25 protein-coding genes are annotated in these 23665 nt (G+C 44.1%); 4 read left to right on the plus strand and 21 right to left on the minus strand.

Going from position 1 to position 23665, the window contains the following annotated elements; all coding sequences use genetic code 11:
• Positions 1-19: 19 nt before the first annotated feature.
• Both L5M51_RS19170 and L5M51_RS19175 read right to left on the minus strand, forming a co-directional pair.
• On the minus strand, positions 20-691 hold the full coding sequence (locus L5M51_RS19170) for a fumarate reductase cytochrome b subunit (protein ID WP_263174159.1): 672 nt from the start codon (positions 689-691) through the stop codon (positions 20-22).
• Positions 692-862: 171 nt separating this feature from the next.
• Positions 863-1585 (minus strand): fumarate reductase cytochrome b subunit, encoded by a 723-nt coding sequence (locus L5M51_RS19175; protein WP_219251926.1) that lies wholly within the window; start codon positions 1583-1585, stop codon positions 863-865.
• Positions 1586-2039: 454 nt separating this feature from the next.
• On the opposite strand from L5M51_RS19175, the gene prmA reads away from it, so the two are divergent.
• From prmA to L5M51_RS19195, 4 genes are all read left to right on the plus strand, one after another.
• Complete coding sequence (gene prmA, locus L5M51_RS19180) at positions 2040-2921, plus strand: 50S ribosomal protein L11 methyltransferase (RefSeq protein ID WP_263174161.1); 882 nt, start codon at positions 2040-2042, stop codon at positions 2919-2921.
• A gap of 174 nt (positions 2922-3095) precedes the next feature.
• On the plus strand, positions 3096-4064 hold the full coding sequence (dusB, locus tag L5M51_RS19185; protein ID WP_105250428.1) for a tRNA dihydrouridine synthase DusB: 969 nt from the start codon (positions 3096-3098) through the stop codon (positions 4062-4064).
• 16 nt (positions 4065-4080) lie between these two features.
• Positions 4081-4386: a DNA-binding transcriptional regulator Fis gene (fis, locus tag L5M51_RS19190; protein ID WP_006083371.1), complete on the plus strand. Its 306-nt coding sequence runs from the start codon at positions 4081-4083 to the stop codon at positions 4384-4386.
• Positions 4387-4726: 340 nt separating this feature from the next.
• Positions 4727-7741 (plus strand): UvrD-helicase domain-containing protein, encoded by a 3015-nt coding sequence (locus tag L5M51_RS19195; protein ID WP_263174163.1) that lies wholly within the window; start codon positions 4727-4729, stop codon positions 7739-7741.
• 64 nt (positions 7742-7805) lie between these two features.
• On the opposite strand, the gene L5M51_RS19200 is transcribed toward L5M51_RS19195, so the two are convergent.
• From L5M51_RS19200 to flgH, 19 genes are all read right to left on the minus strand, one after another.
• Positions 7806-8093: a hypothetical protein gene (locus L5M51_RS19200; RefSeq protein WP_113940804.1), complete on the minus strand. Its 288-nt coding sequence runs from the start codon at positions 8091-8093 to the stop codon at positions 7806-7808.
• A gap of 8 nt (positions 8094-8101) precedes the next feature.
• Complete coding sequence (locus tag L5M51_RS19205) at positions 8102-8536, minus strand: pilus assembly protein PilZ (protein ID WP_168825861.1); 435 nt, start codon at positions 8534-8536, stop codon at positions 8102-8104.
• A 34-nt stretch (positions 8537-8570) separates the two neighbouring features.
• Positions 8571-9491 carry a flagellar motor protein MotB gene (locus tag L5M51_RS19210; protein WP_263174165.1) on the minus strand — a complete coding sequence of 307 codons (921 nt, stop codon included), beginning with the start codon at positions 9489-9491 and terminating at the stop codon, positions 8571-8573.
• Positions 9491-10348 (minus strand): flagellar motor stator protein MotA, encoded by an 858-nt coding sequence (gene motA / locus L5M51_RS19215; RefSeq protein WP_168825865.1) that lies wholly within the window; start codon positions 10346-10348, stop codon positions 9491-9493. Before motA ends, L5M51_RS19210 begins: the two co-directional genes overlap by 1 nt.
• Before the next feature lie 23 nt (positions 10349-10371).
• Positions 10372-11088: an RNA polymerase sigma factor FliA gene (locus tag L5M51_RS19220; RefSeq protein ID WP_113940808.1), complete on the minus strand. Its 717-nt coding sequence runs from the start codon at positions 11086-11088 to the stop codon at positions 10372-10374.
• 11 nt (positions 11089-11099) lie between these two features.
• Complete coding sequence (gene fliL / locus L5M51_RS19225) at positions 11100-11567, minus strand: flagellar basal body-associated protein FliL (RefSeq protein WP_263174167.1); 468 nt, start codon at positions 11565-11567, stop codon at positions 11100-11102.
• A 16-nt stretch (positions 11568-11583) separates the two neighbouring features.
• Complete coding sequence (locus L5M51_RS19230; protein ID WP_263174169.1) at positions 11584-12792, minus strand: flagellar hook-length control protein FliK; 1209 nt, start codon at positions 12790-12792, stop codon at positions 11584-11586.
• Positions 12782-13108, minus strand: a complete 327-nt coding sequence (locus L5M51_RS19235) for a hypothetical protein (protein WP_168825871.1) — start codon at positions 13106-13108, stop codon at positions 12782-12784. The genes L5M51_RS19230 and L5M51_RS19235 overlap by 11 nt, the downstream gene beginning before the upstream one ends.
• Entirely contained in the window at positions 13077-13457 is a 381-nt protein-coding gene (gene fliS, locus L5M51_RS19240; RefSeq protein WP_113940812.1) for a flagellar export chaperone FliS, read from the minus strand. The genes L5M51_RS19235 and fliS overlap by 32 nt, the downstream gene beginning before the upstream one ends.
• 13 nt (positions 13458-13470) lie before the next feature.
• Positions 13471-14817, minus strand: a complete 1347-nt coding sequence (gene fliD / locus L5M51_RS19245; RefSeq protein ID WP_173496199.1) for a flagellar filament capping protein FliD — start codon at positions 14815-14817, stop codon at positions 13471-13473.
• Positions 14818-15119: 302 nt separating this feature from the next.
• A complete protein-coding gene (locus L5M51_RS19250; RefSeq protein ID WP_113940814.1) occupies positions 15120-15938 on the minus strand; it encodes a flagellin in 819 nt (272 codons plus the stop codon).
• Positions 15939-16158: 220 nt separating this feature from the next.
• On the minus strand, positions 16159-16962 hold the full coding sequence (locus L5M51_RS19255) for a flagellin (RefSeq protein WP_113940815.1): 804 nt from the start codon (positions 16960-16962) through the stop codon (positions 16159-16161).
• Between the two features lie 219 nt (positions 16963-17181).
• Positions 17182-17994: a flagellin gene (locus L5M51_RS19260; protein ID WP_006083386.1), complete on the minus strand. Its 813-nt coding sequence runs from the start codon at positions 17992-17994 to the stop codon at positions 17182-17184.
• Positions 17995-18138: 144 nt separating this feature from the next.
• Complete coding sequence (locus tag L5M51_RS19265) at positions 18139-19152, minus strand: hypothetical protein (protein WP_113940816.1); 1014 nt, start codon at positions 19150-19152, stop codon at positions 18139-18141.
• Between the two features lie 12 nt (positions 19153-19164).
• Positions 19165-20082: a flagellar hook-associated protein FlgL gene (flgL, locus tag L5M51_RS19270; protein WP_113940817.1), complete on the minus strand. Its 918-nt coding sequence runs from the start codon at positions 20080-20082 to the stop codon at positions 19165-19167.
• An 11-nt stretch (positions 20083-20093) separates the two neighbouring features.
• Positions 20094-21467, minus strand: coding sequence for a flagellar hook-associated protein FlgK (gene flgK / locus L5M51_RS19275; RefSeq protein WP_113940818.1), 1374 nt, complete (start codon positions 21465-21467; stop codon positions 20094-20096).
• Positions 21464-21871, minus strand: a complete 408-nt coding sequence (locus L5M51_RS19280; RefSeq protein ID WP_113940819.1) for a rod-binding protein — start codon at positions 21869-21871, stop codon at positions 21464-21466. The genes flgK and L5M51_RS19280 overlap by 4 nt, the downstream gene beginning before the upstream one ends.
• Entirely contained in the window at positions 21871-22983 is a 1113-nt protein-coding gene (locus tag L5M51_RS19285) for a flagellar basal body P-ring protein FlgI (protein WP_113940820.1), read from the minus strand. Before L5M51_RS19285 ends, L5M51_RS19280 begins: the two co-directional genes overlap by 1 nt.
• A 14-nt stretch (positions 22984-22997) precedes the next feature.
• Positions 22998-23660 (minus strand): flagellar basal body L-ring protein FlgH, encoded by a 663-nt coding sequence (gene flgH / locus L5M51_RS19290; RefSeq protein WP_113940821.1) that lies wholly within the window; start codon positions 23658-23660, stop codon positions 22998-23000.
• Positions 23661-23665 lie beyond the last annotated feature (5 nt).

The raw sequence follows: 23665 nt of genomic DNA on the forward strand, positions 1-23665 counted from the left end.
TCATTGATTAAAAGCGGAATTAACTCGCGTAGGGTAAAAATGCCAGAAGTGAGGCGACACCAACAGTGACAAATAGCACGCTCACTATGGTCTTGATCTTACGTAATCGACTGCGGTTGTTGAGATCCCGCGCCGCGCCCCATTTCAAAGCCACACGGTAAATGCCAATTGCTGCATGTAACTCCACAGTGAGCAGCAAAGGCAGATAAACCATCCAGACACCTTGATTCCAAATACGATCGGCGCTTCCCTGAGGGCCAATCGTTTCGGGAGACGAGCCAATAAGCCACAAATGCACAGGCAACAGCAGTAAAATCACGACACCGGTAATGGCTTGCCAACGCCACAAGCGAGTATCGCTGTGGTTGATCACTTGCATTTGTTGGCGTAGAGCCCTTTGCTGACGCAGACTCATTGGTAATTTTTGCAATGCCACTAACACGTGCACTAACGCCAAAATGGCAATACCAATGGCAATACAAGTCACTACCCAAGGATAACCGTGTCCATCAGCGGACAGAAAACTCAGCTCCATGGTGCGTGCCACCCAACTCATGGCATCCGCACCCAATAAAATCGATGACACTAACACTAAGTGGGTCCACAAAAAGACTGCGAGTATTACCCCAGACAAGCTCTGGCTTAAATCCAGCCAAGCACTCCATTTTTTAATATTTAATTTGATCGCCATCCTATCGCCTCACGCCGTTGACCTTATCGAGCCAATCTCATTAAGTCTTATCGCAAACTAATATCGCTCACACATCCACACGAAAACGTGAGCCAGATCAATTGAGTGCTGAATAATTAACCTAATGCTTAATAATAGCAGTGAAACAAAATCCTGCTGCTAGCTTAAAGCCTACTCAGGTACGAAGGGCTGCACAGGAATATCGAGCTCGCTACCGATAAATAGATATGAAACAAGGCTCGCAGTCCCCAGACATAGCAGATATATAATCAACACCTTAGCGACTTTTCGTAGACCTGAACGTTTAGTGGTTAAGCCCCACTTTACCGCTACGCGATAGAGACCAATCATGGCGTGTACCACTACAGCGGGAAGTAACAACGCATACAGCAACCAAGCGTTATCGTGATAAACCCGCTCAGCCGATAAATGCGGGCCAATTTCAGGATTCAAAATCATAGTGAAGAGGTGAACAGGAACGAGGAAAAATAAGATAAAGCCAGTGATCAGTTGCCAAAACCACGCATGGGTATCCTTATGTTTGATATTCCCCATGTGCGAACGCAGGGCTCGCCATTGCCCTAGCTGCGCCGGAAAACGCCGTAGCGCCACCGCGGCATGTACTATCACCACCAATAGCATAAACACTGAAAACACTTTAGTGACTATAGGAAAGCCATGTCCTGTGCTGCTAAACATTCCACCTTCAAGCAACTGAACGACCCGATAAAAAGCCTCTTTACCCAGCAAAATACTCGATTCAAAATGCATGTGTAATAGTAAAAAGCTGCCAAGCATAATCCCTGTCGCACTCTGCAGCCTATCAGCCTTAGCCGACCAAGGGTGACCTAGCGGTGTACTCACCCTATTGTGAACTCGAGTTATGCTTGTCATCTTGAATTAACCTATGTCGTTTATCGTTGGCACCTCTTGGCAAACTACACCATAGCAGCAACTCAAATCAGGCTTCAGTGTCACAGATTTAAAGCGTGAGCCAACTCACCTGACGGAGTTAAACTCTTAGAAGATGATCACAAAAAACGTATCAAAACCAAACAAAGGTAAAACCAATTAACCAATACTTTTCATAGTGTTATATCAAATAATGAAACTGACAATTCGTTTTTTAACACCAATCCATACCCGCCAGCTAACCCCTTGTCTGTATAGACAAAAGCGTAATACCAGGATAGCCAGTCGTCGAACCTAAAGCCTAGTGATAACCAAACGACCTTACCTAAAGCGCTTTAAATTCCCCCTACATCCTGCATTTTGGGATAGTTTGGGTATACAATACCGCGATATTTTGAACCCTTAGTTTATGAACACTCAGTCACAGGATGCCCCCATGCCTTGGATCCAACTCCGTATAAACACCAATAGCGATGACGCTGAAACCATCAGCGACTTGCTCATGGAAGAAGGTTCAGTCTCTATCACCTTCGAAGACGGTAAAGATACCCCTATTTTTGAACCTAAATTAGGCGAAACCCCACTGTGGCGCGATACCGTGGTAGTGGCCTTATTCGATGCAGAAACCGATCTGACACCGACCATCGCCATGCTGAAAACCTTGCCTTTCCTCGGTGAGAACTTCAGCCATAAAGTCGAACAAATTGAAGATAAAGACTGGGTACGCGAATGGATGGATAACTTCCACCCCATCCAATTTGGCACACGTTTATGGATCTGCCCAAGCTGGCGCGAAATCCCTGATCCAACCGCAGTCAATGTGATCTTAGATCCGGGTCTTGCCTTCGGTACTGGCACTCATCCCACGACAGCACTGTGTTTAGAGTGGCTAGACAGCTTAGATTTAAGCGATGAAGAAGTGATCGATTTTGGCTGTGGTTCAGGCATCTTAGCCGTAGCCGCACTGAAACTGGGCGCGAAAAAAGTCACAGGTATCGATATCGACTATCAAGCCATCGATGCCTCACGTGCCAACGCCGAGCGCAATTATGTCGCTGACAAGCTGGCGTTGTACTTACCAGAAGACCAACCCGCCGATCTCAAAGCCGACGTACTGGTCGCTAACATTCTTGCAGGCCCTCTGCGAGAATTAGCGCCTTTGATCGCAGAACGCGTAAAAACCGGTGGCAAACTTGCCCTTTCCGGTCTCCTCAAAGAACAAGCCCAAGAAATCTCTGACTTTTATAGCCAATGGTTCGATATGGACGCAGCGGCTCACAAAGAAGATTGGAGCCGCTTGACAGGTAAGCGTAAATAGCGCTAAAGGGTGGCGCAACATGCGCCACCGCTGACTTCCAACAATTTAGCCTCTGACTTCTCGTCGATTAAAAGTCAAGAAAAAAAATTACACCTAGGTCATTTATTGACCTTTTCACGGCCAACAAAAAGGGCTACTATAGCGCCCCTTTGAAGAGCTAAGGTGAAACATAAAATGCAGATTGGACCCTATCAACTGAACAATCAGCTGATCGTGGCACCAATGGCAGGTGTCACCGATCAAGCCTTCCGCAATCTTTGTCTTCGTTATGGCGCAGCCTTAGCGGTTTCCGAGATGCTTTCATCCAATCCTGAAGTTTGGGATACAGATAAAAGCCGCCAGCGCATGACGCATTCTGGCGAGGAAGGCATCCGCTCAGTGCAAATTGCAGGAGCCGATCCTGATTTAATGGCGCAAGCCGCCTTGTTCAATGTTGAACAAGGTGCTCACATCATTGATATCAACATGGGTTGCCCGGCGAAAAAAGTGAATAAAAAGCTGGCAGGCTCGGCGCTAATGCAAAATCCACCGCTGGTAAAAGAGATTTTACAAGCCGTGGTCGCCGCAGTGAATGTGCCTGTCACGTTAAAGATTCGCACCGGCTGGGAGCCAGAGCACAAGAATGGTGTTCAAATCGCCCAGATTGCAGAGGATTGTGGCATCGCCTCGCTCGCCGTTCACGGCCGCACGAGACAATGTATGTACAGAGGCAACGCCGAGTACGACACGATCAAAGCAATCAAACAGAATGTCTCGATTCCTGTTGTCGCCAATGGGGACATCGACAGTCCGGAGAAAGCCCGCTTTGTGCTGGAATACACCGGTGCCGATGCCTTGATGATAGGACGGGGTGCTCAAGGACGGCCTTGGATTTTCAGAGAAATCCAGCACTACTTGGAAACGGGTAATAAGCTAGCGCCCATTGAGGTTGCCGAACAGCGTCAAGTGATGCTGGAACACCTCACTAAACTGTATGACTTATATGGTGAATACAAGGGTATCCGCTTCGCCAGAAAACATATGGGATGGTACCTAGACCAAGAAGCTCAGCGCCAATTTAGGGCTGACTTTAATCGGCTGGAAACCGCTGCAGAACAGTATTCCCTCGTGGAATGTTATTTTGATGAATTAGTACAGAATTAATAAAGAGCAGAATAGAATGTTTGATCAGACAACTAACACAGAAGTTCACCAGCTTACCGTTGGCAAAATCGAAACCGCAAACGGCACTATCAAGCCCCAGTTATTACGTGACGCCGTCAAGCGTGCCGTAACTAACTTCTTCGCACAGTTGGACGGTCAGGAAGCACAAGAAGTTTATGAAATGGTGCTAAGCGAAGTTGAAGCGCCTCTGCTTGACATCATCATGCAACACACTCGTGGCAACCAAACCCGCGCAGCAAACATGCTAGGTATCAACCGTGGTACTCTGCGTAAAAAATTGAAAAAATACGGCATGAATTAATCCGCAAGGATTAAGCTTTTGTATTGAAAAAGAAAAGGCCTGAAGAGATTCAGGCTTTTTTGCTTTCTGATACACCATTTTCTAATGTAAACCTTTCTAATGCGCGCCCTTCTTATGCACATAGTTACACAGTTACCATCATGCTTGGTTTGCCACGCCTCTCACGCCAACTAAGACATCATTCACCAATACAATGCACTTAGCTGCTCTAGCGACCAAAATTAATAAATAATCCATACAGCCCATAGCACAACCTTGACACGAGCCATCGTTTTTTAAGTTATAATGCATTTAAAAATCAGTCTGTTAATTCTAAAACTTTTTAGCCGTAGGTTTTACATTGTCATTGAATCACTCTGAACAAGATATCAAACACAGTTGGTTTGGCCGTTTCTTTATTGGCAAAGCTGATGCGGTAAAACTCACCACGAGTGGTATTAGCATTAATCGCACTAAAGGCGGCTTTTTTGCTCACTCTCGCAGCGCTAACAAAGTAGAAGCTGACGAATGTTTTACCTGGCAACAGCTCGATTCCCCACCATTTTTTACCTTAAGTCCACTAGGTTATCTACTCGGTTTCACGGTATTAGGCAAAGCCTATCAACTGCCGTTTCTCAGCTATTTTGCACAGCATCAATTTAGCAATCAAATCGCACAGTATTGGGCGAATGCCAATGGGCCGCGCGTTGCTGAGTTAATGGCGAAAGTGGATAAGACACTGACACACAATTATTTACGTGAATCACGGGTGGAAATGATACAAGCCAGAGTCGCGCGCGAATATCAGCGTTGGTTCCCTTGGGGTGAAAACCTGCCATTGGCGACACATTTACACACAGGGTTAGCGAGGCTTAAGCAAATCCACCGCTGGACTCGCGCCGATATAAAGCAACTGCGTGAAGATTACATTCAGTCGCAGCTCATTAAATTTGCTGACTATTTTGAGCATGTAGAATCTAATCCCTTAACCGAAAAACAGTGCCGAGCTTGTATTATCGATGATAACAATAACCTGTTATTGGCAGGCGCGGGCACGGGAAAGACCAGTGTGATGGTCGGTCGAGCAGGATATTTGCTTAAGAGTGGTCAAGCAAAAGCCGATGAAATATTGCTATTAGCCTATGGCCGTAAAGCGGCTGACGAGATGGATGCGCGGATTAAAAGCAGGCTTGGTACGGATGATATCAAGGCGAGCACCTTCCACAGTTTAGGCTCAAAAATTATCGCCGACGTTGAGCGCGCGAAACCGAGTTTGTCCCCTTTAGCGGAGGATGACAAAGCCAAAGAGCTGTGGGTGCACAATACCCTTGAGACTTTGATTGAAAATGAGGCTTACCGTAAACAACTTTTCGAGTACTTCAGTCGTTTCTATTATGTTGAAAAAAGCCCATTCGAGTTCGATATGGAAGGCGAGTATTTTCAATACTTAAATAATAACGATATTCGCAGTCTTAAAGGTGAGCGAGTCAAAAGCTTTGGTGAGCTCTACATTGCCAACTGGCTATTTAGTAATGGAATCGAATATGTCTATGAAGCTAAGTATGAGCATGATGTGCGCAGTATTGATTTTCGTCAGTATCAACCCGATTTCTATCTGCCTGAATACCAAATTTATCTTGAATACTATGGTATTGATGAACACCAGCATACCGCTCCTTATATCGATAACCAGAAATACTTGGAATCGATGGCATGGAAACGCCAGCTACATCAACAGCATGGCACTAAGTGTGTTGAGCTATTTTATTACCAACATAAAAAAGGGTTGTTAATCAGTAAGCTTGAGCAAGCTTTACAGGTCTTTAAAGTACAATATGCGCCCTTACCCGATGAAGCCATACTAGCAACCCTACATGAACTTGGCCGCGTGACCGAATTGGCAAAAATGTTTAGTCAGCTGATAGGGCTGTATAAAGCGGCTTGCCTTGATGAACATGGACTTGAGGGGGTATTTGCTCGCGCCGCCGATGCTCAGCAGACCCGCAAGGCATTCGAACTGCTTGAGCCCATACTAACGCGCTATGAGCAACATTTAGTGATAAATGGCGACATTGATTTTGAGGACATGATAGGCAAAGCGTTGACGTATTTACAACGCGGGCAATTTATTAGCCCGTGGCGTTTTATTATGGTGGATGAGTTCCAAGATATTTCAGAACCACGTGCCCGCTTAGTGCGTGCCTTGAGGGATTCCTGTGCACCCCATTCTAAAGCGTTGGCGTCTTTATTTTGTGTCGGGGATGACTGGCAGGCAATTTATCGTTTTAGCGGTGCGGATGTGAGTTTAACAACGCAATTTAGCCAATATTTTGGCCCAACAACCCAAAGCTACTTGGATCTGACTTTTAGGTTTAACAGTAGTATTGGGCAAGTCGCCACTCAGTTTGTCACCCAGAATCCCACGCAATTGAGGAAGGACATTCGCTCCCTCATGCAGGTCGCCTACCCTGCAGTCTCAATATTACGCCGCGGAGAAAACGAGCAGTCAAGCCTAAATGAACCAAGCCCAAATGCACTGGAACAAGCATTAACGGCCATTAGTGCAAGGATAAGCGCTAGAAGTGACAAACTTAACAGCGTAGCAAGCGTCTATTTACTGGCACGTTTTTGGTTTCAGTTACCCGATAACATCCAAGTTAACCAACTTAAAGCTAAATATCCCAACTTGAAGATTGAGTGCCAATCTTTTCATGCTTCGAAAGGGAAAGAAGCCGATTATGTAGTGATCATGGGGATGAAAACGGGAATGCATGGCTTCCCTTCAATGAAAATCACTCCTCCGATACTAGATGCATTTTTACCAAAAACGGAAGCGTTTGAATTTGCAGAAGAACGTCGACTGTTTTATGTCGCGTTAACGCGGGCAAAACACCGCGCCTATGTGATTGCCGATATGACAGACGTGAGCCCATTCGTCACCGAACTGCTTACAAAAGGCTACGCAATTGAACAAGATGAATTCAGCACCACTTTAGTACAAAGGTTATTTGAAGACATAAAATGCGTGCGTTGTAGCACGGGAACGCTTAAGCCTAGAACGGGAAAATTTAAATCGTTTTATTCCTGCTCACATTTTCCCCTTTGCGATCACAAGGAAGAAGGTTGTGAGCTCTGTGCTAGCCCAATGACCCGCACACGCTTTGCTGGCTTTAAGGTATGTTTGAATGAGGACTGTGGTCATATAGCGCCACTTTGTAGCCTCTGTGGTGGCGATATGCTGTTAAAGGATGGTCGATTTGGCCCCTTTTGGGCTTGCCGCAATTACCGCGGGCAAAACCTACCCAGCTGCATGAATATTCTAAACAAGGCCAAGTTGTCGCTTCCATGCGAGCGACCCACAAAGCATGTGAGCTAGATGCAAGAATGCTCAACAAAAGCCTATAACAATGAGTCGCAACTCATTTTTATAGGCAGGGGATTTAGAGTAAAAAGAAGAAATAAACAACGAGGAAAAAGGAGCTGAGTGCGCCAATAACCACTGGGTAAATAAGATAAGCATCTTGCGCTCTGGCAGCACGAATAAAACATAAATGAGCCAGAAAATAATTATAGATAAAAATCATAATTGAAATCATAACACCATGGCTAAAGCGTAATGTATTCATATTGAGTGCAACAATAATAAGCAATAGCCAATTCAGCAGAATAAGATACAGAAAGACCTTCTGTAATTTATCCGAGCCGTTTCGATGAAAAGATGCAGCCATTGCATATCCTATATTTTCGCCCGTAGTCTAATTGCATCAATCAAGTTCTGGACTTCAGCTTTATCACGATCAATCCAGCGAGCGCCTAAGAACTTCAATCGACCTTTAATCGTCTGTTCTCGAGTTACCTCACACAAGACTCGTGTTTGCTCAAGTTCAATATAGAATCTCCTCCCTACTGACAGTGGTTCATTGCACAAAATCCCAACACCGCCAATGCTAATATCTTTTATATTTGCAGTTCCAATCGGCGTAATAACAAACCAGCGAGTTGTTGATAAATTTACTGTCAGGCCATCGCATGCAAATGCGAGTGGCGCTCTTTTATTTCTTCTCAGGCTAAATCTTTGATGAGTTCGACGATTATCAAATTCAATAATCTGATACTCAGGAGTCGCTTCAACTTCATCCTCAGAATGTACAAACTCTTCATACAGATTCATAGTCATCCCTAACAAATGAGAGCAGGTATTAACACTAACGAGTGTTTGCTTGGCGCTTAATTTCGTTGATTGTAACGCCACTTGGGACTGTATCGATCGGAGCGCCAATCATGCCTCTTAATAACTGTTCAGCAGAGGAGGTTAAAATAAGCGCCTCAATCCGACGATTAGCCGCCGCAGCAGTATCCGAAGTGATGTAAGGAACCTGATCAGCCATACCCGTCACCTGAATAACCTGATCGCGTTTAACACCGCCACGCTCAAGCACTCTTCGTGCTAATAGTGCTCTTTCACTCGATAATTCCCAATTGGTAAATAAACTGCCCGCATAAGGTGTTGAATCCGTATGACCAGAAATAACCATGCTATTAGTTATATTTTTTAAAATAGGTCCTAAAGATAAAAGTAATTCTTCAAAATAGGGCTGCATCTGTGCACTGCCCCGCGTAAACATAAATTGATTCACATTATCGTGAATTAAGATGCGTATGCCTTGAGGCACAATTGTCACAGAAATGTTCTCAGCCATGCTCGAGCTTTGCACGACTCGATTCAATTCTCTGGCGAGCACAGTTAATTGCGCCTGAGTATCAAATTGCCCGGGGATGAGCGCACCCTCCTCTAATCCTTCTGACTCCGAACCTCTAGGCATAGAATTGGAAGGTATGATTGGAGGAGCAATAGACATATTTCCTTCTAAATCAATAATCGAAGATGACTGACTTAGCTCAAATGGATTCATTGGACCAGTGGGATTCATATCTCCACGTAAATACTGCACTATCATGGTTCGCTCTTTTTGATCAGCGATTTGCATGATCCACAGCACCATAAAGAGCGCCATCATAGCAAGCGTGAAATCGGCAAAAGCGACTTTCCACGCACCACCATGCCCATGATTACGCTTTCCTCGCTTTCGCCGCTTGATAATAATCGGCTCATTTTTATGGAGCATTAGCTTCTCTGCCCTTCCATCCAACGTTCTAACTCGATAAATGAAGGACGATTTTCACTTTGTATTTGTTTCCGTCCCGCATCAATAGCCATCATTGGTGGTTTACCTTTTGAAAAGGTCACTAAAATAGCGGCGATGCACCGAAGCTGTGCCGATTTGCGATCAACTAGATGTTCTAATGCCTTTGACATTGGGTCAAAGAAACAATAACACGCGAAAATACCAATAAATGTACCGACTAATGCCGCGGCAACTTTGACACCAATCATAGTAATTGGGCCATCAATATTAGACATAGTAATGATAATACCGAGTACAGCAGCTAAAATACCAAAGCCAGGCATAGCCTCTCCCACCTTACTAAAAGCTTCCGATGGCCGTAATCTGTCCTCTTCTATACGATGAATTTCTTCTTCTAGGATATGCTCTAAGTCATGGGGAGATATTTTCCCAATAGACTGCACTCGTAAGTTATCAATTAAAAACTGTAAAACATTTGGGTGATTGAGCACGGCTGGGTACATTAGAAAAATAGAGCTCTGATGAGGATTTTCTAAATGTTCATCGAGCACTTTTAAGCCTTGAGATTGGATCTGAGCCATTAAAGTGCCCATCAAAGGAAATAACTGAGGATATAATTCAGGATCTTCTTTGCCCTTATTAAATAATTCTTTTAACTGCTCAAACATCTCTTTTAATACTGATTGTGGGTTAGCAATAATGAGCGCTCCAACTCCGGCCCCCATAATGATTAAAATTTCAGCAGGCTGCCACAATGCAGACAAAGCTCCACCAGCCCAAACATATCCACCAAACACAGAAGCTAAAATGATTAACAGCCCAACTAGTTTACTCATTACGATCTTCTCACTTTTAAACTTTAGCGCTGCAATATTGTTTTTAACTGTGAAATTGCTGATTTATGCAGCTGGCAAATACGCGTTTCAGTCAATCCCAATGCCATAGCAATTTCTTTTAAATTCAGCTCATGATGATAGTAAAGCGACAAAATTAGCTGTTCTCTTTCATTTAATTTTGAAATAACTTTAATCAAGGTTTGCTTCAGCATTAACCGCTCAACATCATTGCTTCTATCTACTGGATGATCACCGCCCAATAGCAACTCATCTAAGCTTTTCATCGACTCTGCTTGCGTCGAGTATAAACGTTCCCGATAATCCTCCGCGCTAAGCCCAAGCGCACTGGCCACTTCAAGATCGCTTGGTTCACGTCCCATCTCTCGACTCAAACGTCTAACTACATCATTAAGCTCATGGGCCTGCTGTCTAACAGGCCTAGGGCGCCAATCCTGCCGCCTCAACTCGTCGAGTATGGCACCACGAATCCGTTGCCCAGCGAAGGAAATAAATCCATTATCCAGCTCGCCAGGATACCGACGTGATGACTCAAGCAAGGCCATCATGCCAATTTGCTCCATATCCTCGAGGGATAACATCACGCCGCAGTGACTGCGCATCTGCGAGACTATACGTTTGATTAATGGCAAGTATTGTCGAATAATCTGTTGTTCAGATTGACGCTCTTCGACTGGATAATCACAGGTTTGTTGATATGCGAGTTGGCCCGCTGCTGTCATGATAAGGCCTCTTACTGGATCACCATGCGAGTAAAGAGTACTTCATCAATATCTGACGGTAATTGGTTATCTGACAGCACTTTAACCATCAATATCAACGCCTCTGATTGTAAACTGTCAAGCTGATCTAAGTGGTTCAACTGCTCAAATGTTTTACGTGAGAACATCTTCATCATAGCGTTTCGTATAAGTGGATCTGACTCCAGCAACACCGTTTTCATATTGGGATTACGGCTTTTTAATGACATTTCAAGCAGCATGTAATGGGGATACTTATCCCCAGGAATCGATATCACAAACTTTTCTAAGGGGTAAAACTTGGCAACTGGTACAGGTTCGACTTCAGGTTCGGAAGCAAAGAATTCTGTTAGCTTCCAATCTCCACTACTTGTCCCAATCCAAAATGCACCTGCGGTCGAACTAATGAGCACAAGTAACGCTACGATAATCTTTACTAAACGAGATTTTAAAATTGCCATTAAACGACTCCGGCACTTAAGCCAATAAATCTAATTGGGATTTCTCTCTCGCCATCACATCGACTACATTATCCGTTGTAGTTTCAGCCGCTATCGACGAGGAGAATAATGCAGTTTCCTGTTGATGCTGTTGCGATTCTCCTTGGCCAATATCGACATCAATTTGACCGCCATGATCCATTGCCAAATCCACTCTCAAACGATCTAAACCATTGAGCAATGCATCTCGAATCGCAGGATTTACTGCGTGCATTTGCACCTGTAAACGATCGCCCTCTAAACGAATATTGAGCTCAATCTTGCCCAGTTCTGGCGGATCTAACCTTAATTCAGCCTTCTTAATATGTTGATCGACTTGGAAACGAAGATGCTCTCTTAAGGGAGTAAGGATCTCCTGAGAGTGCTGCGCTAAAGAAGCCATGGGAGTGAGGGATACAGGGCCCCATTGAGTAGCACTTGCAGCCTGCGTACCCGCAACCTGCTGAGATCCTATCGCATTAATATCTTTAACTTCATGCCCCCTAAGTTCTGCCAACACACGCTGAAACACTGACGAGTCAGATTTCAAATGCTCAAAATCCCCAGAGAAAGTTGCCAGCGTTGAATCCTGCGTAAATACGCCGCTCATTTTCAAGGATTCGCCACTCATACCCGCAGGCTGAGTACGACTTCCTGCAAGAGCCATAGATGAGGTCATCCCTGAACTAAATAGCGTTCCTCTTTGATCTGTGGCTGAAAGCCCAATTAAAGACGCAGGAGTTCGACCTATCGGATCCGCTTTAACAGTTTCTGCGGGAAAAATCACAGGAACAAACGGCGCTACCGCAGTCGGTGAAACGAGACTAGCCTGAGGCGTGGCGGCTAAGCCATCTTGAATAATAGGCACTGAGTTAATCTCAGTATTTAACAGTGACGGAGATACTCCTGGTACAACAGGAGCAGCAACTGATACAACAGAAGAAGCAACGGGTGCAAAAGGCACTGAGTCGGAAAAATCACTATTAATATATTGATTTAAAAAGGTATCAGCATCACTACCTAGAGCTTTTTCTGCACTCGGAGTCCACATAGCACTCTCTAGCGGAAGAGATTCCGCAGGCAATCCTATAGGGAATGCCAACAAGGTAAATGACTCAGATTTATCTTTATCAACTGCACTTGTCACTTTAGTCGTCAAGCTGGTATTTGTGCCAACAGGACGAGTTGAAAGAAGATCAGAGATCATCCAAAGCTCCACTTACTTGTGTTAATTGATAGGCTGCTAAACCTGGTTGTTGCGCCTTAAAGCGGCCCATTTCAGCGGCTAATTCATCACGAGCCAAGATCAACTCTTGCAGCACTTGGGAATGAACCCGCTTTAATTCTGCACGTGCCAATTTCTGCTCAATATCATGAGTCTCACCTGCCTGTTGCAGGGCTTTGATCAAAGCGATGTTCACTTTTCGGACGCTTTCCCAATCCTGAGCATCTGCATATTGGCGTAAAGCATTCGCAAAACGCGCCCACTGCTTAATTGAGATTTGTCCATCCTTCTCTGACATTGGTAATCACCTGAGTCACTGGAACTAGCGCTTCAGCACTGTTTTCGACACTGGCGCTGACAAGCTGACGGCTACAAAAGTCATAGAGACGATGTAAGCTCACGGCAACCTCACCACCATTTTCAAGGTCAAGCATAGAGTCCAAGCCATGCACGATATTAAGGCACTTATGGATACTCATTCCTTTCGCCTCAAACCTTTGGTATTCCATATGGCCAGCGGTCCGCTCTAGTTCTTCCAATAAACCATCAAGTAACATACGCACCATGTCATGGGTTGTTGCTGCCGCTACTTGTGCATCTAAAGCGGTTTGCTTGTAGGCATTAAATGGATCGTACTCATTTAACATTTTTTACTGCTTCCTATGAAAACAACTGACTTGCGGAATTAAACTGATTAATGGTGGATTCCATTGCCGTAAACTGGGTTAAATAAATCTGATACTTTTGATTCATTTGATAATCATGGCGCGCCATACTGTCATTCACACTTTTAATCTGCTTATTTAGCGCTTCCTGCTTTTGATCGATATAGCCATTGAACTGTGTAAAAGGTTTTAGGGTCTTTTCTATGCTTTTGATATAACTGTCAGGACCAGTAAACATGGCTTGTACTTTTTCTGGATCACTTTTAAAGCTATCGGTCAGCTTAGCATCATCAATTTTTAGTTTTCCGTCTCGTCCAATCTCAATCCCGATATCAGACAAACGCATGCCATTAGCAGCCGTTGCAAATACAGAATCACGTAATTTAGACTGGAGAAGGCGAATAGAGGTATCCCCCTTCAACACACCAATTTGCGCTTCACTCACTGCAGTGCTTTTGTCTTCCTTATCTTTATCGGAAGAGCCAGAGTCAGAGGTTTTAACGCCCATAGAACGAGTTAATTGATTAATTTGCGTCATTAAAGAATTAAATGAATCGACAAAATCCTTAACCGCTTTCTTATTCGCTTCAAAATCGTCAGTGACTTTAATCATGCTGCTTTCACCAGCCGCATGCACCTTGACTAATTCGAGGCTGACACCATCAACAACATTTTCTAGATAGTTACTACTGCTGGTAATACTGATACCGTTTAATGTGAGTTCCGCATCTTGTGCTGCACGACGTTCTGTCATGCCCCAATCGGCACCGTTAAACTCTACCTTCACTTGATTCGCGACACCCGATTCCTTTGAAGACAGCATAAATTCGATTTGGTTACCTGTGCGCACTAATGACGCTTGTACACCAGGATTACCCACTTGTTTATTGATCACATCGCGTAACTGAGACACAGAAATAGCCGCACCGCCATTAACCGTTGCCAAATCAATGTCCATGCGCTTAGTCGGATCACTACCGACTTGAATACTGATAATGCCCGACGTTGGCAACAATTCACTTTCAGAGGAATAGGCTTTAGTCAGTTGATGCGCTTGCGCAAGTTTATGCACGCTCAAATCATAGTTGCCCTTTGGAGCATCAGATTTAACTGTCGCGGTCGCATTCTCGCCCGTAACCGTAGCAATTTTGCCTTTAGCTGCATCGCCACCCATTTCACTCAGCTTAGTGGCCATCTTCTTCATATTATTTTCGAGCAATGTATAAGCATCTAACTGTGTTTTGCTGGCAGTTAGCTTACCTTTGTAAAGCGTATCTTTACCTGCGCGGTCTGCGCCAATCAGTTGCTGAGCAAATTGTGCTGCATTCATACCTGAAATCATGACTACCTCCACTCGTTCTAGAGCAAAACGCATGCCAAAAACAAGTTACTGTTTTTAAAGAAATTTAAATAATTAACTGGCCCAAACACAGCTAAATACTTCCGCATGGACACTTAAACAGGAAAACCATCTTCCACTTTGTGTTATCGAAAATTACCCACTAAAACATGAACCTTATAGGTTTCAATCTCGGGTTTAGCGACTACCGACCAATACATAAACCGTGGCTAAAATAAAAATGCCAGTCAGCGCAACTAACTGGCATTTTAGCCGTGACCAATGACATCACTTGCTCAATAACATTAACGCAATAAACCCATGACTAAGCCCGTGTTCTGGTTAGCTGAAGACAGTACCGTTGTACCCGCCTGAACTAATAATTGATTACGTGTCATATTGGCAGATTCAACCGCGAAATCGGCATCCATAATACGGCCGGCAGCGGCTTTAGTATTTTCAGTTACACTGGCAAGGTTAGCCGCAGTATGGCCAAGACGGTTAATGTTGGCACCTAAGGTTGAACGTTCTGTCCCCACTTTAGCCAAGAAGGTATCAACAGCCCCGATAGCCGTATTGGCGGCTGCAGAAGTCAACAAATCACCAGTAACAGTCTTATCAATAGCACCTAAGGTAACTGACATTTGCTCTGCTCCATCCGAGCCAATCTGAAAGGTCACACCTTTGACGAGTACACCATCAGTAGCATCTTTAAATAAGTTATTACCCGCATAGGTTGTATTTTCTACAATCCGGGTAATTTCTGCATTTAATTGCTTAAACTCATCATCCAACGCTTTTAAATCTGCTGTAGAGTTAACGCCGTTTGATGCTTGAGTCGCCAATTCTTTCTGGCGGTTAGCAATGGTCGTTAATTCTTCTAACGCACCATCAGCGGTTTGCAGCATAGAGGTCGCATCAGAAATATTGCGTGAAGCCGTTTCCATGCCCTTTACGTTAGCGCTCATGCGGTTAGCAATTTGCAAACCCGCTGCATCATCAGATGCGCTATTGATACGTAAACCCGTCGACAAACGCTCCATAGCATTAGTTAATAGATTATTACTTTTATTAACAGCACCTTGTGCAACAATTGACGCGTAATTAGTGTGAACACCTAACATATCAGCTCTCCTAGAAAAAACAGTTATCTTGGCTATACCTGAATCCCGGTATAGCTCCATAACTAAGTAAGGCGACAGCAACAGCGCAAAACTAAAACTTATTTAAAAATAGATGGGATCACCTCTATAAAAACAGACTTAAATGGCATCCACAAAACGCCATAAAAAATGCCAGCAAGCTAAGCTTACTGGCACTTAAAACTAACTCAACTCGGCGTAATTAACGCAGTAGCCCCATCACTAAACCTGTATTTTGGTTAGCAGAAGACAGTACCGTTGTACCCGCTTGAACTAATAATTGATTGCGGGTCATATTGGCAGATTCAACCGCGAAATCGGCATCCATAATACGTCCAGCGGCAGCTTTGGTATTTTCAGTCACACTGGCAAGGTTAGCTGCAGTATGTCCAAGACGGTTAATGTTGGCGCCTAGTGTAGAACGTTCTGTACCGACTGCTGCGATGAACGTATCAACAAGGGCAATTGCCGCATTCGCGCCAGTAGTTAAATCACCAGCAGCCAGCGCAGCATCATCTATGGCTGTTGTTGTAACAACCAATTTTTCACCCGTTCCGGCACCAATTTGGAAGGTAACACCAGCCTCCAACTTGGTGAATAAGTTATTACCGGCATAAGTTGTATTATCGAGAATACGGGTAATTTCGGTGTTTAATTGAGTAAACTCATCATTCAGAGCCGTTAAATCATCAGCAGAGTTCACACCGTTTGCCGCTTGAGTGGCGAGTTCTTTCTGGCGATTAGCAATGGTCGTTAATTCTTCTAACGCACCATCAGCGGTTTGTAGCATAGAGGTCGCATCAGAAATATTACGTGAAGCGGTTTCCATACCTTTAACGTTAGCGCTCATGCGGTTAGCAATTTGCAAACCAGCAGCATCATCAGATGCGCTATTGATACGTAAACCTGTCGATAAACGCTCCATTGCATTAGTCAATAGGTTATTGCTTTTGTTAACAGCACCTTGAGCAACAATTGAAGCGTAATTAGTGTGAACACCTAACATATGTAGTTCTCCATTAAATAACGAGCATTTGGGTTAGACCTGAGTTCAGGCATAACTAACTAAAGCGACAACAACAGCACACAACTAAAATCGATATTTAAAAAATAGAGTGCATAGCACTGTAAAAACTAGACTGAAATGGCATGCGCAAACACCATAAAAAATGCCAGTAAGCTAAGCTTACTGGCATTAAAACTAACACTGACTAATTGAATAACATTAGCGCAGTAACCCCATCACTAAACCCGTATTTTGGTTAGCTGAAGACAGTACCGTTGTACCTGCTTGAACTAATAATTGATTGCGCGTCATATTGGCAGATTCAACCGCAAAATCGGCATCCATAATACGGCCAGCAGCGGCTTTGGTGTTTTCAGTTACGCTAGCTAAGTTAGCCGCAGTATGGCCAAGACGGTTAATGTTGGCACCTAAGGTAGAACGCTCAGTACCCACAGCGGCTAAGAAGGTATCCACAAGGGCAATCGCAGCATTGGCGGTACCACCTGTTAAAGTACCTGCGACAGTTTTAGGAATTGCGCCTAATTTAACATCCATTGTTTCCGTTGTTCCGGCGCCAATTTGAAATTTCACGCCCGTACCAGAGGTCAATACACCAGTATCGAATAATTTATTACCGGCATAAGTAGTATTTTCTACAATACGCGTTATTTCGGCGTTCAATTGCGTGAACTCATCATTTAATGCCGTTAAATCAGCCGCAGAGTTAACGCCGTTAGAGGCTTGAGTAGCCAATTCTTTCTGGCGATTAGCAATGGTCGTTAATTCTTCTAACGCACCATCAGCGGTTTGTAGCATAGAGGTCGCATCAGAAATATTGCGTGAAGCCGTTTCCATACCTTTTACGTTAGCGCTCATGCGGTTAGCAATTTGCAGACCAGCAGCATCATCAGATGCACTATTAATACGTAAACCAGTCGATAAACGCTCCATAGCATTAGTTAAAAGGTTATTGCTTTTATTTACAGCACCCTGCGCAACGATTGAAGCGTAATTAGTATGAACACCTAACATAGTAGTTCTCCAGAAAATAACGATTGTTTTGGTTAGGCCTGAATCCAGGCATAACTCATTAAGGCGACATGAAAAGCTCTTCACTGAAGCCAAATAGCTTATTTTCAAAAATTAAATAATCACACTTAGGGTTCGCTTCAAAAATTAGAGCAGCAGAGCGCTAACCTGTTCGCGGTTCGTATTTCCCTGCGCCATCAAAGATGTTACTTGATAGGCAAAAGGATAGGGTTGCATAAATTTATGCAAATGTTGGAGTTCAAATTTGGGCTGACTAGATGCGGTCAATTGCTTAACCTTCACCAGTAGTAAACGGTGGGATGCTTTAATATCATCAATTTGCACTGTGACTTTTTTATCTACCTTTGACACTTTAGCCAATGTCATTTTTAACTTTTCAGTATCCGTAAAATTCCATTCACGGGGATCCTGCCAACTAAATTTCTCTTCTAATGGTATATTCCTCGGCTCACCCGCTGGCAATCTTTGCCCTTCGCCAACCATTAAAATCGCCCCATTGAGCTTCATCCAAGTCTCATGCTGTACAGTAAACACTGTGTCATTGGTCGATAAGCGGTCGATACTTATCCCAATCGAAGCTAAAACAGGCTCTATGATATCTTGTAGCTCTAAGCGATTTTTATTGGCAGGCAAAAGCAAATGCAATGTTTGCTTCTCTGTAAAAAGCGTAATCCGCTCATCGCGGTTCTTAGGTGATGTGAGATCGACTCGTCGGAACCTAAAAAAATGTAATGCCGCAGGCTGGGATGCTGAAATCAAATTCAAGTGATGATCGAGTAAACGCTTTCCTTGGTAATAAGGCCTAATCTCGATTAATTGTCTTCGACACTCCTCCGCTTTATGTAATGCATCTTCAACAACTGTGTTTTTACTGAACAAGCAGGTTTGTAGCTGTTTGTTTAGTTGACCTAGGATACTTTTGGCTGAAATCAAGCTCTGTAACACCACTTGCGATGCACTAATATTATGTTGCTCTTGAGTCACCTTGGCCCAACGTCCATAGGCTTCCAATCTATGCTTAGGTATGGGCCTCGCTTTCGGTGCACTGCGGGGCGCACCTGATATCGGAGCAACATAATGAGACGTTACCGTCTGACTTTGACGTAACTGACTAAGTGACTCACCTATCCCTTTGATCATTTAACTCATTACCTACATATGATTGAAAAGGGACAGCTGGCTTATCTGTACAAAAGTTTGCTGGGTAATTTTTAATGCGGTTAATTTGACATTGAACTCGGCAGTGGCAGCGGCATAATCGAGCTCCTGCGTTTCACCTATCACTTGTTTACTAAACAACACCATTTCTTCATGGGAGCTTTTAACTAACGCGAGATTATTTTGCTTGCCACCGAAATCGGTAATAGCTGCACCTATGCTATCTAAGGTTTCACTTAACGCTGTTTGTATTCCACTCGCAGCCGCACTAAAAGCAGGATCGCTTGGTGATAAGCTTGGATCATTTAATACGTTAATGTAGTCCATTGCTTGATTCAAAATATCTTGACCAGCATTGGAGAACAAGACTTTTTCGGCGGTGACATTAGCCGTAGTCCATGAAGAGCTAGACGTTTGTACCGTTCTCTCGCTAGCATCACCTTGATAGACGTATCGCCCAGCCGCATCCTTAACTACCGCAGCTTTCTCAATCGCATTACCGGAAAAGAGATAATTACCCGACTCATCGGTGGCGTTAATATTATCCACTAATCCCTTTAAGAGTTCTTCCATTTCAGAAGCATAGGATGCTCTATCCTCTTTCGAGAGATTTGAGCTATTAGTGGCGATACTGATTTCCTTCATCCGCTGCTGCGTCTCAACCATACTCGATAAATAGGTTTCAGCACGGCTCATATTGGTACTTAAGGAATCGATATTTTTAATGTATTGCTGTACTAGTGCTAAATCGCGTTGGTTATCCATTACCCGAACAACACCAATAGGATCATCCGAAGGCGATAGTATTGAAACACCTTTAGAGAGCATTTGATTCAAACGTGCCACATCATAGGTCGTGTTCTGCAAACTGTTTAAATTGTTAGTGTATAAATTTTGCATTGTTACACGCATGAATAAAGTCCTTAAAAGCTACTAAGCATAGTTTGAAACAGTTGATCTGCGGTGGAAATCACCTTCGCATTCGCCATATATGACTGCTGATAGATGATCAAATTAATCCCTTCTTCATCGGGATTTACACCACTGGTACTCGCCCATTGGGACTGCGCATCTTTTTGCAAATCTACACTGGTTTTAGCAAATGAAATCGCTTGGCGAGAAGCAGAACCTAACTGGCCAACCTTGCTGGAGAAGGATTCCGCTAAGCTTGTATTACTGCCAAGGCTAGTAAAACTCAGTTCTTTATTCGCTAGCTGTACTAAAGCTTTTAAATTTGCGTTATCACCTTGGGTACCATCTTTACCAAAGGCAAGTTTATCAGGCGTAAAACCGGCCGTTAGAGATAAGCTTCCTCCTGGGTTATTAGCTTGATAAGTAAATAAATCCTGTGACGGTGTCGCACCATTTAAGTCAGTGCCAGAAGCAAGAATAGAATTAAACTCGGTCGCTAACATTACCGCTAATTCATCTATGTACTGTTGCGAATCCGCAAGCTGCACATCACGGTAAGTAAGCAAGGCACCTAAACTGCCACCAGCGGTTTCATCAACATTAAACTGGCTAGCACCAAATTGGATAGTCACCAAATCGTTCTTAGGATTGGTGGGATCGGGATTACTCGTTAACTTAGCGGCAGTATTTCCCGTCAATAGCGGCTCACCTCGTGCCAGCGAGATATTGACCATGCCTTGGCTATCTTCAACAACCCGAATATCTAAAATCGCAGCTAAGTCATCAATCGCAGCATCTCGACTATCTTGCAGTGCAGGGGGAATCGTTCCTGTCACACTCGCCGCCTGAATGTCGCGGTTGAAACTGGCAATAATATTTAGTTGTGAGTTGATCTCTTTTACGGATGAACCAAGCTGTCCATTGATCTGATTACGTTGCGAATCAATATTGTCGTTGATTGCATTCACTCTTTGGGCAACGGCTTTAGCCTCATTAAGTACACCTTGTCGGTAGGCAATGAGATTAGGTTGTTCCATAGATGAATTGAGGGCGGCGAATAATTGATCTAGGCCTTTTGAGATATTATTCCCTTCGGCACCAAATACTTGTTCAGCCTGACGCAAATAACTACTTTGCACTTTAGAAAAACCAACTGCACTCGTGGTTTGCCATAACTGCGCGACTTCGTATTGATCAGAGATCCGTCTAACACCATCAACAAACACGCCCGCGCCGGAGCCATAAGCACCGCCACCAACCGAACTTAACATCACCTGCTGACGTGAATAGCCTGCAACCATAGCATTAGCAACGTTATTTGAGGTTGCATTCAATGCGGCCATGCTTGCCAATAAGCCAGACTTACCAATGTTCAACATGCTCATTTAAAATCCTTCACAACGGGCCGCATAATAAGTGCAGGCTGCATCGCTGTTGTTGTCATCTGTTGAGGATCAAAGGCGACCGGATCTTTCTCAGACTGAAATGAACGTGATAGCTGCTTGGTCATCACGTCAGCCAAGCCCATACCATTGACTTGGCTTAAACGACTTGCCAATTCCGCATCATGTAAATCTTGATAAAGGCCATTATTGCTTTTGGAGGTTAAAGGATTATCTTCATCGGCCATAGCGTCGGTGGCTGAGCGCATTTGCTTAAGTACCGTTTGCAGGAACTGCGCCTCAAATTGTTGACTGACTAATTTAAGTGCACCTTGCTCGCCATTCGCCTTAATCAAATCATCGGCATTCAGCTTATTTAAGTAACCGCCCGTATTTTCAACTTTCATTAAATCACCACCAAATCAGCTTCTAAAGAGCCCGCTTCCGCCAAAGCTTCTAAAATTGCCATCAAGTCCATTGGTGTCGCACCTAAGCTATTTACGGCACGCACGATTTCTTCAATTGCCGTGCCCTCGGGCCAAACAAACATACGTTTGTTACCTTGCTCGACTAATACTTGGCTATCATTAGTCACCACGGTTTCCCCTGCGGCATTACCAAGATAAGCGCCATTAGGCTGGCTCACGTTTTCCCGTTCAACAATAGTCACTGTCAGATTGCCATGGCTCACAGCGGCTTTACGAACCACAACATCTCCCCCTAATACCACAGTGCCAGTACGACTATTAAACACGATTCGAGGTGAACGTCGGCCTTGGTCAATCTTGAGTTCTTCAAGCATTGACATAAAAGTCACACGCTCTCGATTCGACTTAGGCGCGTGTATCAGAACCTTGGCATGATCTTGCGCACGCGCAACATCAGGTCCAAATAGTTCGTTAACAGCCCGTTCGATATTTCGGGCGGTTTTAAAGTTGGGATCCTTAAGGTTTAATATGATGTCTTCATTATCACTAAAGTTACTTTTGATTGGTGCCTCAAGTAAGGCACCATTGGGGATAGTGCCAACAGTTGGCACATTCACAGTCACAGATGATCCATTACGACCGGCGGCAGAAATACCGCCAACCACTAAGTTGCCCTGCGCTACCGCGTAAACCTCACCATCGACAGCCCTAAGAGGCGTCATTAATAAGGTTCCGCCCTGAAGACTTTTTGCATCACCAAGGGATGAAACCGTCACATCTAAGGATTGTCCTGGGCTCGCCAGAGAAGTAATAGTCGCATGCACAGCAACGGCGGCGACGTTCTTTAACTTAGGATCGGTTTTATCATCAATCTGTACACCAAACTGCTTAAGCATATTGACGACAGATTGACTGGTAAATTTAACTTGAGAGCGGTCACCCGTCCCATTTAACCCGACGACTAAGCCATAACCCACGAGTTGGTTATCACGCAGACCTTGCACATCGACAATATCCATCAAGTAGCGGCTTTGCTCTTCCGCTTGCAGTGTACCAGTAGCCAAAAGTAACAATAATAAACAACGTAGCATCAAAATATCCTTTGCTAGAGCGGGAACCATGGACTATTGAAATAGCGAGAAGCCCATCCCATAGCATTACTGTCGGCAATGGCACCTTGACCACCATAAATAATTCGAGCATCGGCAATGCGTTGCGACGATATCGTATTGTCATTACCTATATCATCAGCACGTATAATGCCAAGTAAGCGTAAATACTCATCGCCCTGATTCAATCGCAGCCATTTTTCACCACGTATCAACAAGGTACCATTAGGTAAAACCTTAGAAACAGTTACAGTGATTGAACCTGATAACTGGTTTTGCTGTGTACTTGAGCCTGCACCATTAAACCCTCTCGAAAAAGAGGTTTTACCGTCAGCATTGGCCGTTTTATCACCAATATTGCCCGCAAGTCCCATACCCATATCTTGTTCTTTGTTGGTCTTGGTATCCGCTTTCTTACTCGAATAGGTTTTTTCATCTAACGCGACGGTTAAAATATCGCCCTCACGGAAAGCACGTTTATCCTTAAAAAGTGTCAACATGAAACCGGGACGATAAAGACTGCCATCCTTTGCATCTGGCAGGCTGTAGTCAATCTCAGGCGGTGCCCACTCTTTAGTGCCAGGTTTAGTCTCCTTATCTGGAATATGCGACATACAACCCGATAACAGTGCAAACCATAAAAACCATAACCAACGCATGATCG

The sequence above is a fragment of the Shewanella sp. SM73 genome (assembly GCF_025653795.1).
Classification (GTDB): domain Bacteria; phylum Pseudomonadota; class Gammaproteobacteria; order Enterobacterales; family Shewanellaceae; genus Shewanella; species Shewanella oncorhynchi.

What these genes read in the sequence shown, in the direction of transcription:
- motA (WP_168825865.1), bottom strand. Translation starts at nt 10,348, where the DNA reads ATGAGTAAACTAGTTGGGCTGTTAATCATTTTAGCTTCTGTGTTTGGT.
- L5M51_RS19265 (WP_113940816.1), bottom strand. Translation starts at nt 19,152, where the DNA reads ATGATCAAAGGGATAGGTGAGTCACTTAGTCAGTTACGTCAAAGTCAG.
- L5M51_RS19200 (WP_113940804.1), bottom strand. Translation starts at nt 8,093, where the DNA reads ATGGCTGCATCTTTTCATCGAAACGGCTCGGATAAATTACAGAAGGTC.
- L5M51_RS19235 (WP_168825871.1), bottom strand. Translation starts at nt 13,108, where the DNA reads ATGTCAGAGAAGGATGGACAAATCTCAATTAAGCAGTGGGCGCGTTTT.
- L5M51_RS19210 (WP_263174165.1), bottom strand. Translation starts at nt 9,491, where the DNA reads ATGCTCCATAAAAATGAGCCGATTATTATCAAGCGGCGAAAGCGAGGA.
- flgL (WP_113940817.1), bottom strand. Translation starts at nt 20,082, where the DNA reads ATGCGTGTAACAATGCAAAATTTATACACTAACAATTTAAACAGTTTG.
- L5M51_RS19205 (WP_168825861.1), bottom strand. Translation starts at nt 8,536, where the DNA reads ATGAATCTGTATGAAGAGTTTGTACATTCTGAGGATGAAGTTGAAGCG.
- L5M51_RS19230 (WP_263174169.1), bottom strand. Translation starts at nt 12,792, where the DNA reads ATGATCTCTGATCTTCTTTCAACTCGTCCTGTTGGCACAAATACCAGC.
- prmA (WP_263174161.1), top strand. Translation starts at nt 2,040, where the DNA reads ATGCCTTGGATCCAACTCCGTATAAACACCAATAGCGATGACGCTGAA.
- fis (WP_006083371.1), top strand. Translation starts at nt 4,081, where the DNA reads ATGTTTGATCAGACAACTAACACAGAAGTTCACCAGCTTACCGTTGGC.
- L5M51_RS19260 (WP_006083386.1), bottom strand. Translation starts at nt 17,994, where the DNA reads ATGTTAGGTGTTCATACTAATTACGCTTCAATCGTTGCGCAGGGTGCT.
- flgK (WP_113940818.1), bottom strand. Translation starts at nt 21,467, where the DNA reads ATGAGCATGTTGAACATTGGTAAGTCTGGCTTATTGGCAAGCATGGCC.
- L5M51_RS19175 (WP_219251926.1), bottom strand. Translation starts at nt 1,585, where the DNA reads ATGACAAGCATAACTCGAGTTCACAATAGGGTGAGTACACCGCTAGGT.
- L5M51_RS19170 (WP_263174159.1), bottom strand. Translation starts at nt 691, where the DNA reads ATGGCGATCAAATTAAATATTAAAAAATGGAGTGCTTGGCTGGATTTA.
- L5M51_RS19285 (WP_113940820.1), bottom strand. Translation starts at nt 22,983, where the DNA reads ATGCTACGTTGTTTATTATTGTTACTTTTGGCTACTGGTACACTGCAA.
- fliL (WP_263174167.1), bottom strand. Translation starts at nt 11,567, where the DNA reads ATGGCAATTTTAAAATCTCGTTTAGTAAAGATTATCGTAGCGTTACTT.
- fliD (WP_173496199.1), bottom strand. Translation starts at nt 14,817, where the DNA reads ATGATTTCAGGTATGAATGCAGCACAATTTGCTCAGCAACTGATTGGC.
- L5M51_RS19255 (WP_113940815.1), bottom strand. Translation starts at nt 16,962, where the DNA reads ATGTTAGGTGTTCACACTAATTACGCTTCAATTGTTGCTCAAGGTGCT.
- fliS (WP_113940812.1), bottom strand. Translation starts at nt 13,457, where the DNA reads ATGTTAAATGAGTACGATCCATTTAATGCCTACAAGCAAACCGCTTTA.
- L5M51_RS19280 (WP_113940819.1), bottom strand. Translation starts at nt 21,871, where the DNA reads ATGAAAGTTGAAAATACGGGCGGTTACTTAAATAAGCTGAATGCCGAT.
- flgH (WP_113940821.1), bottom strand. Translation starts at nt 23,660, where the DNA reads ATGCGTTGGTTATGGTTTTTATGGTTTGCACTGTTATCGGGTTGTATG.
- L5M51_RS19220 (WP_113940808.1), bottom strand. Translation starts at nt 11,088, where the DNA reads ATGACAGCAGCGGGCCAACTCGCATATCAACAAACCTGTGATTATCCA.
- dusB (WP_105250428.1), top strand. Translation starts at nt 3,096, where the DNA reads ATGCAGATTGGACCCTATCAACTGAACAATCAGCTGATCGTGGCACCA.
- L5M51_RS19250 (WP_113940814.1), bottom strand. Translation starts at nt 15,938, where the DNA reads ATGTTAGGTGTTCACACTAATTACGCGTCAATTGTTGCACAAGGTGCT.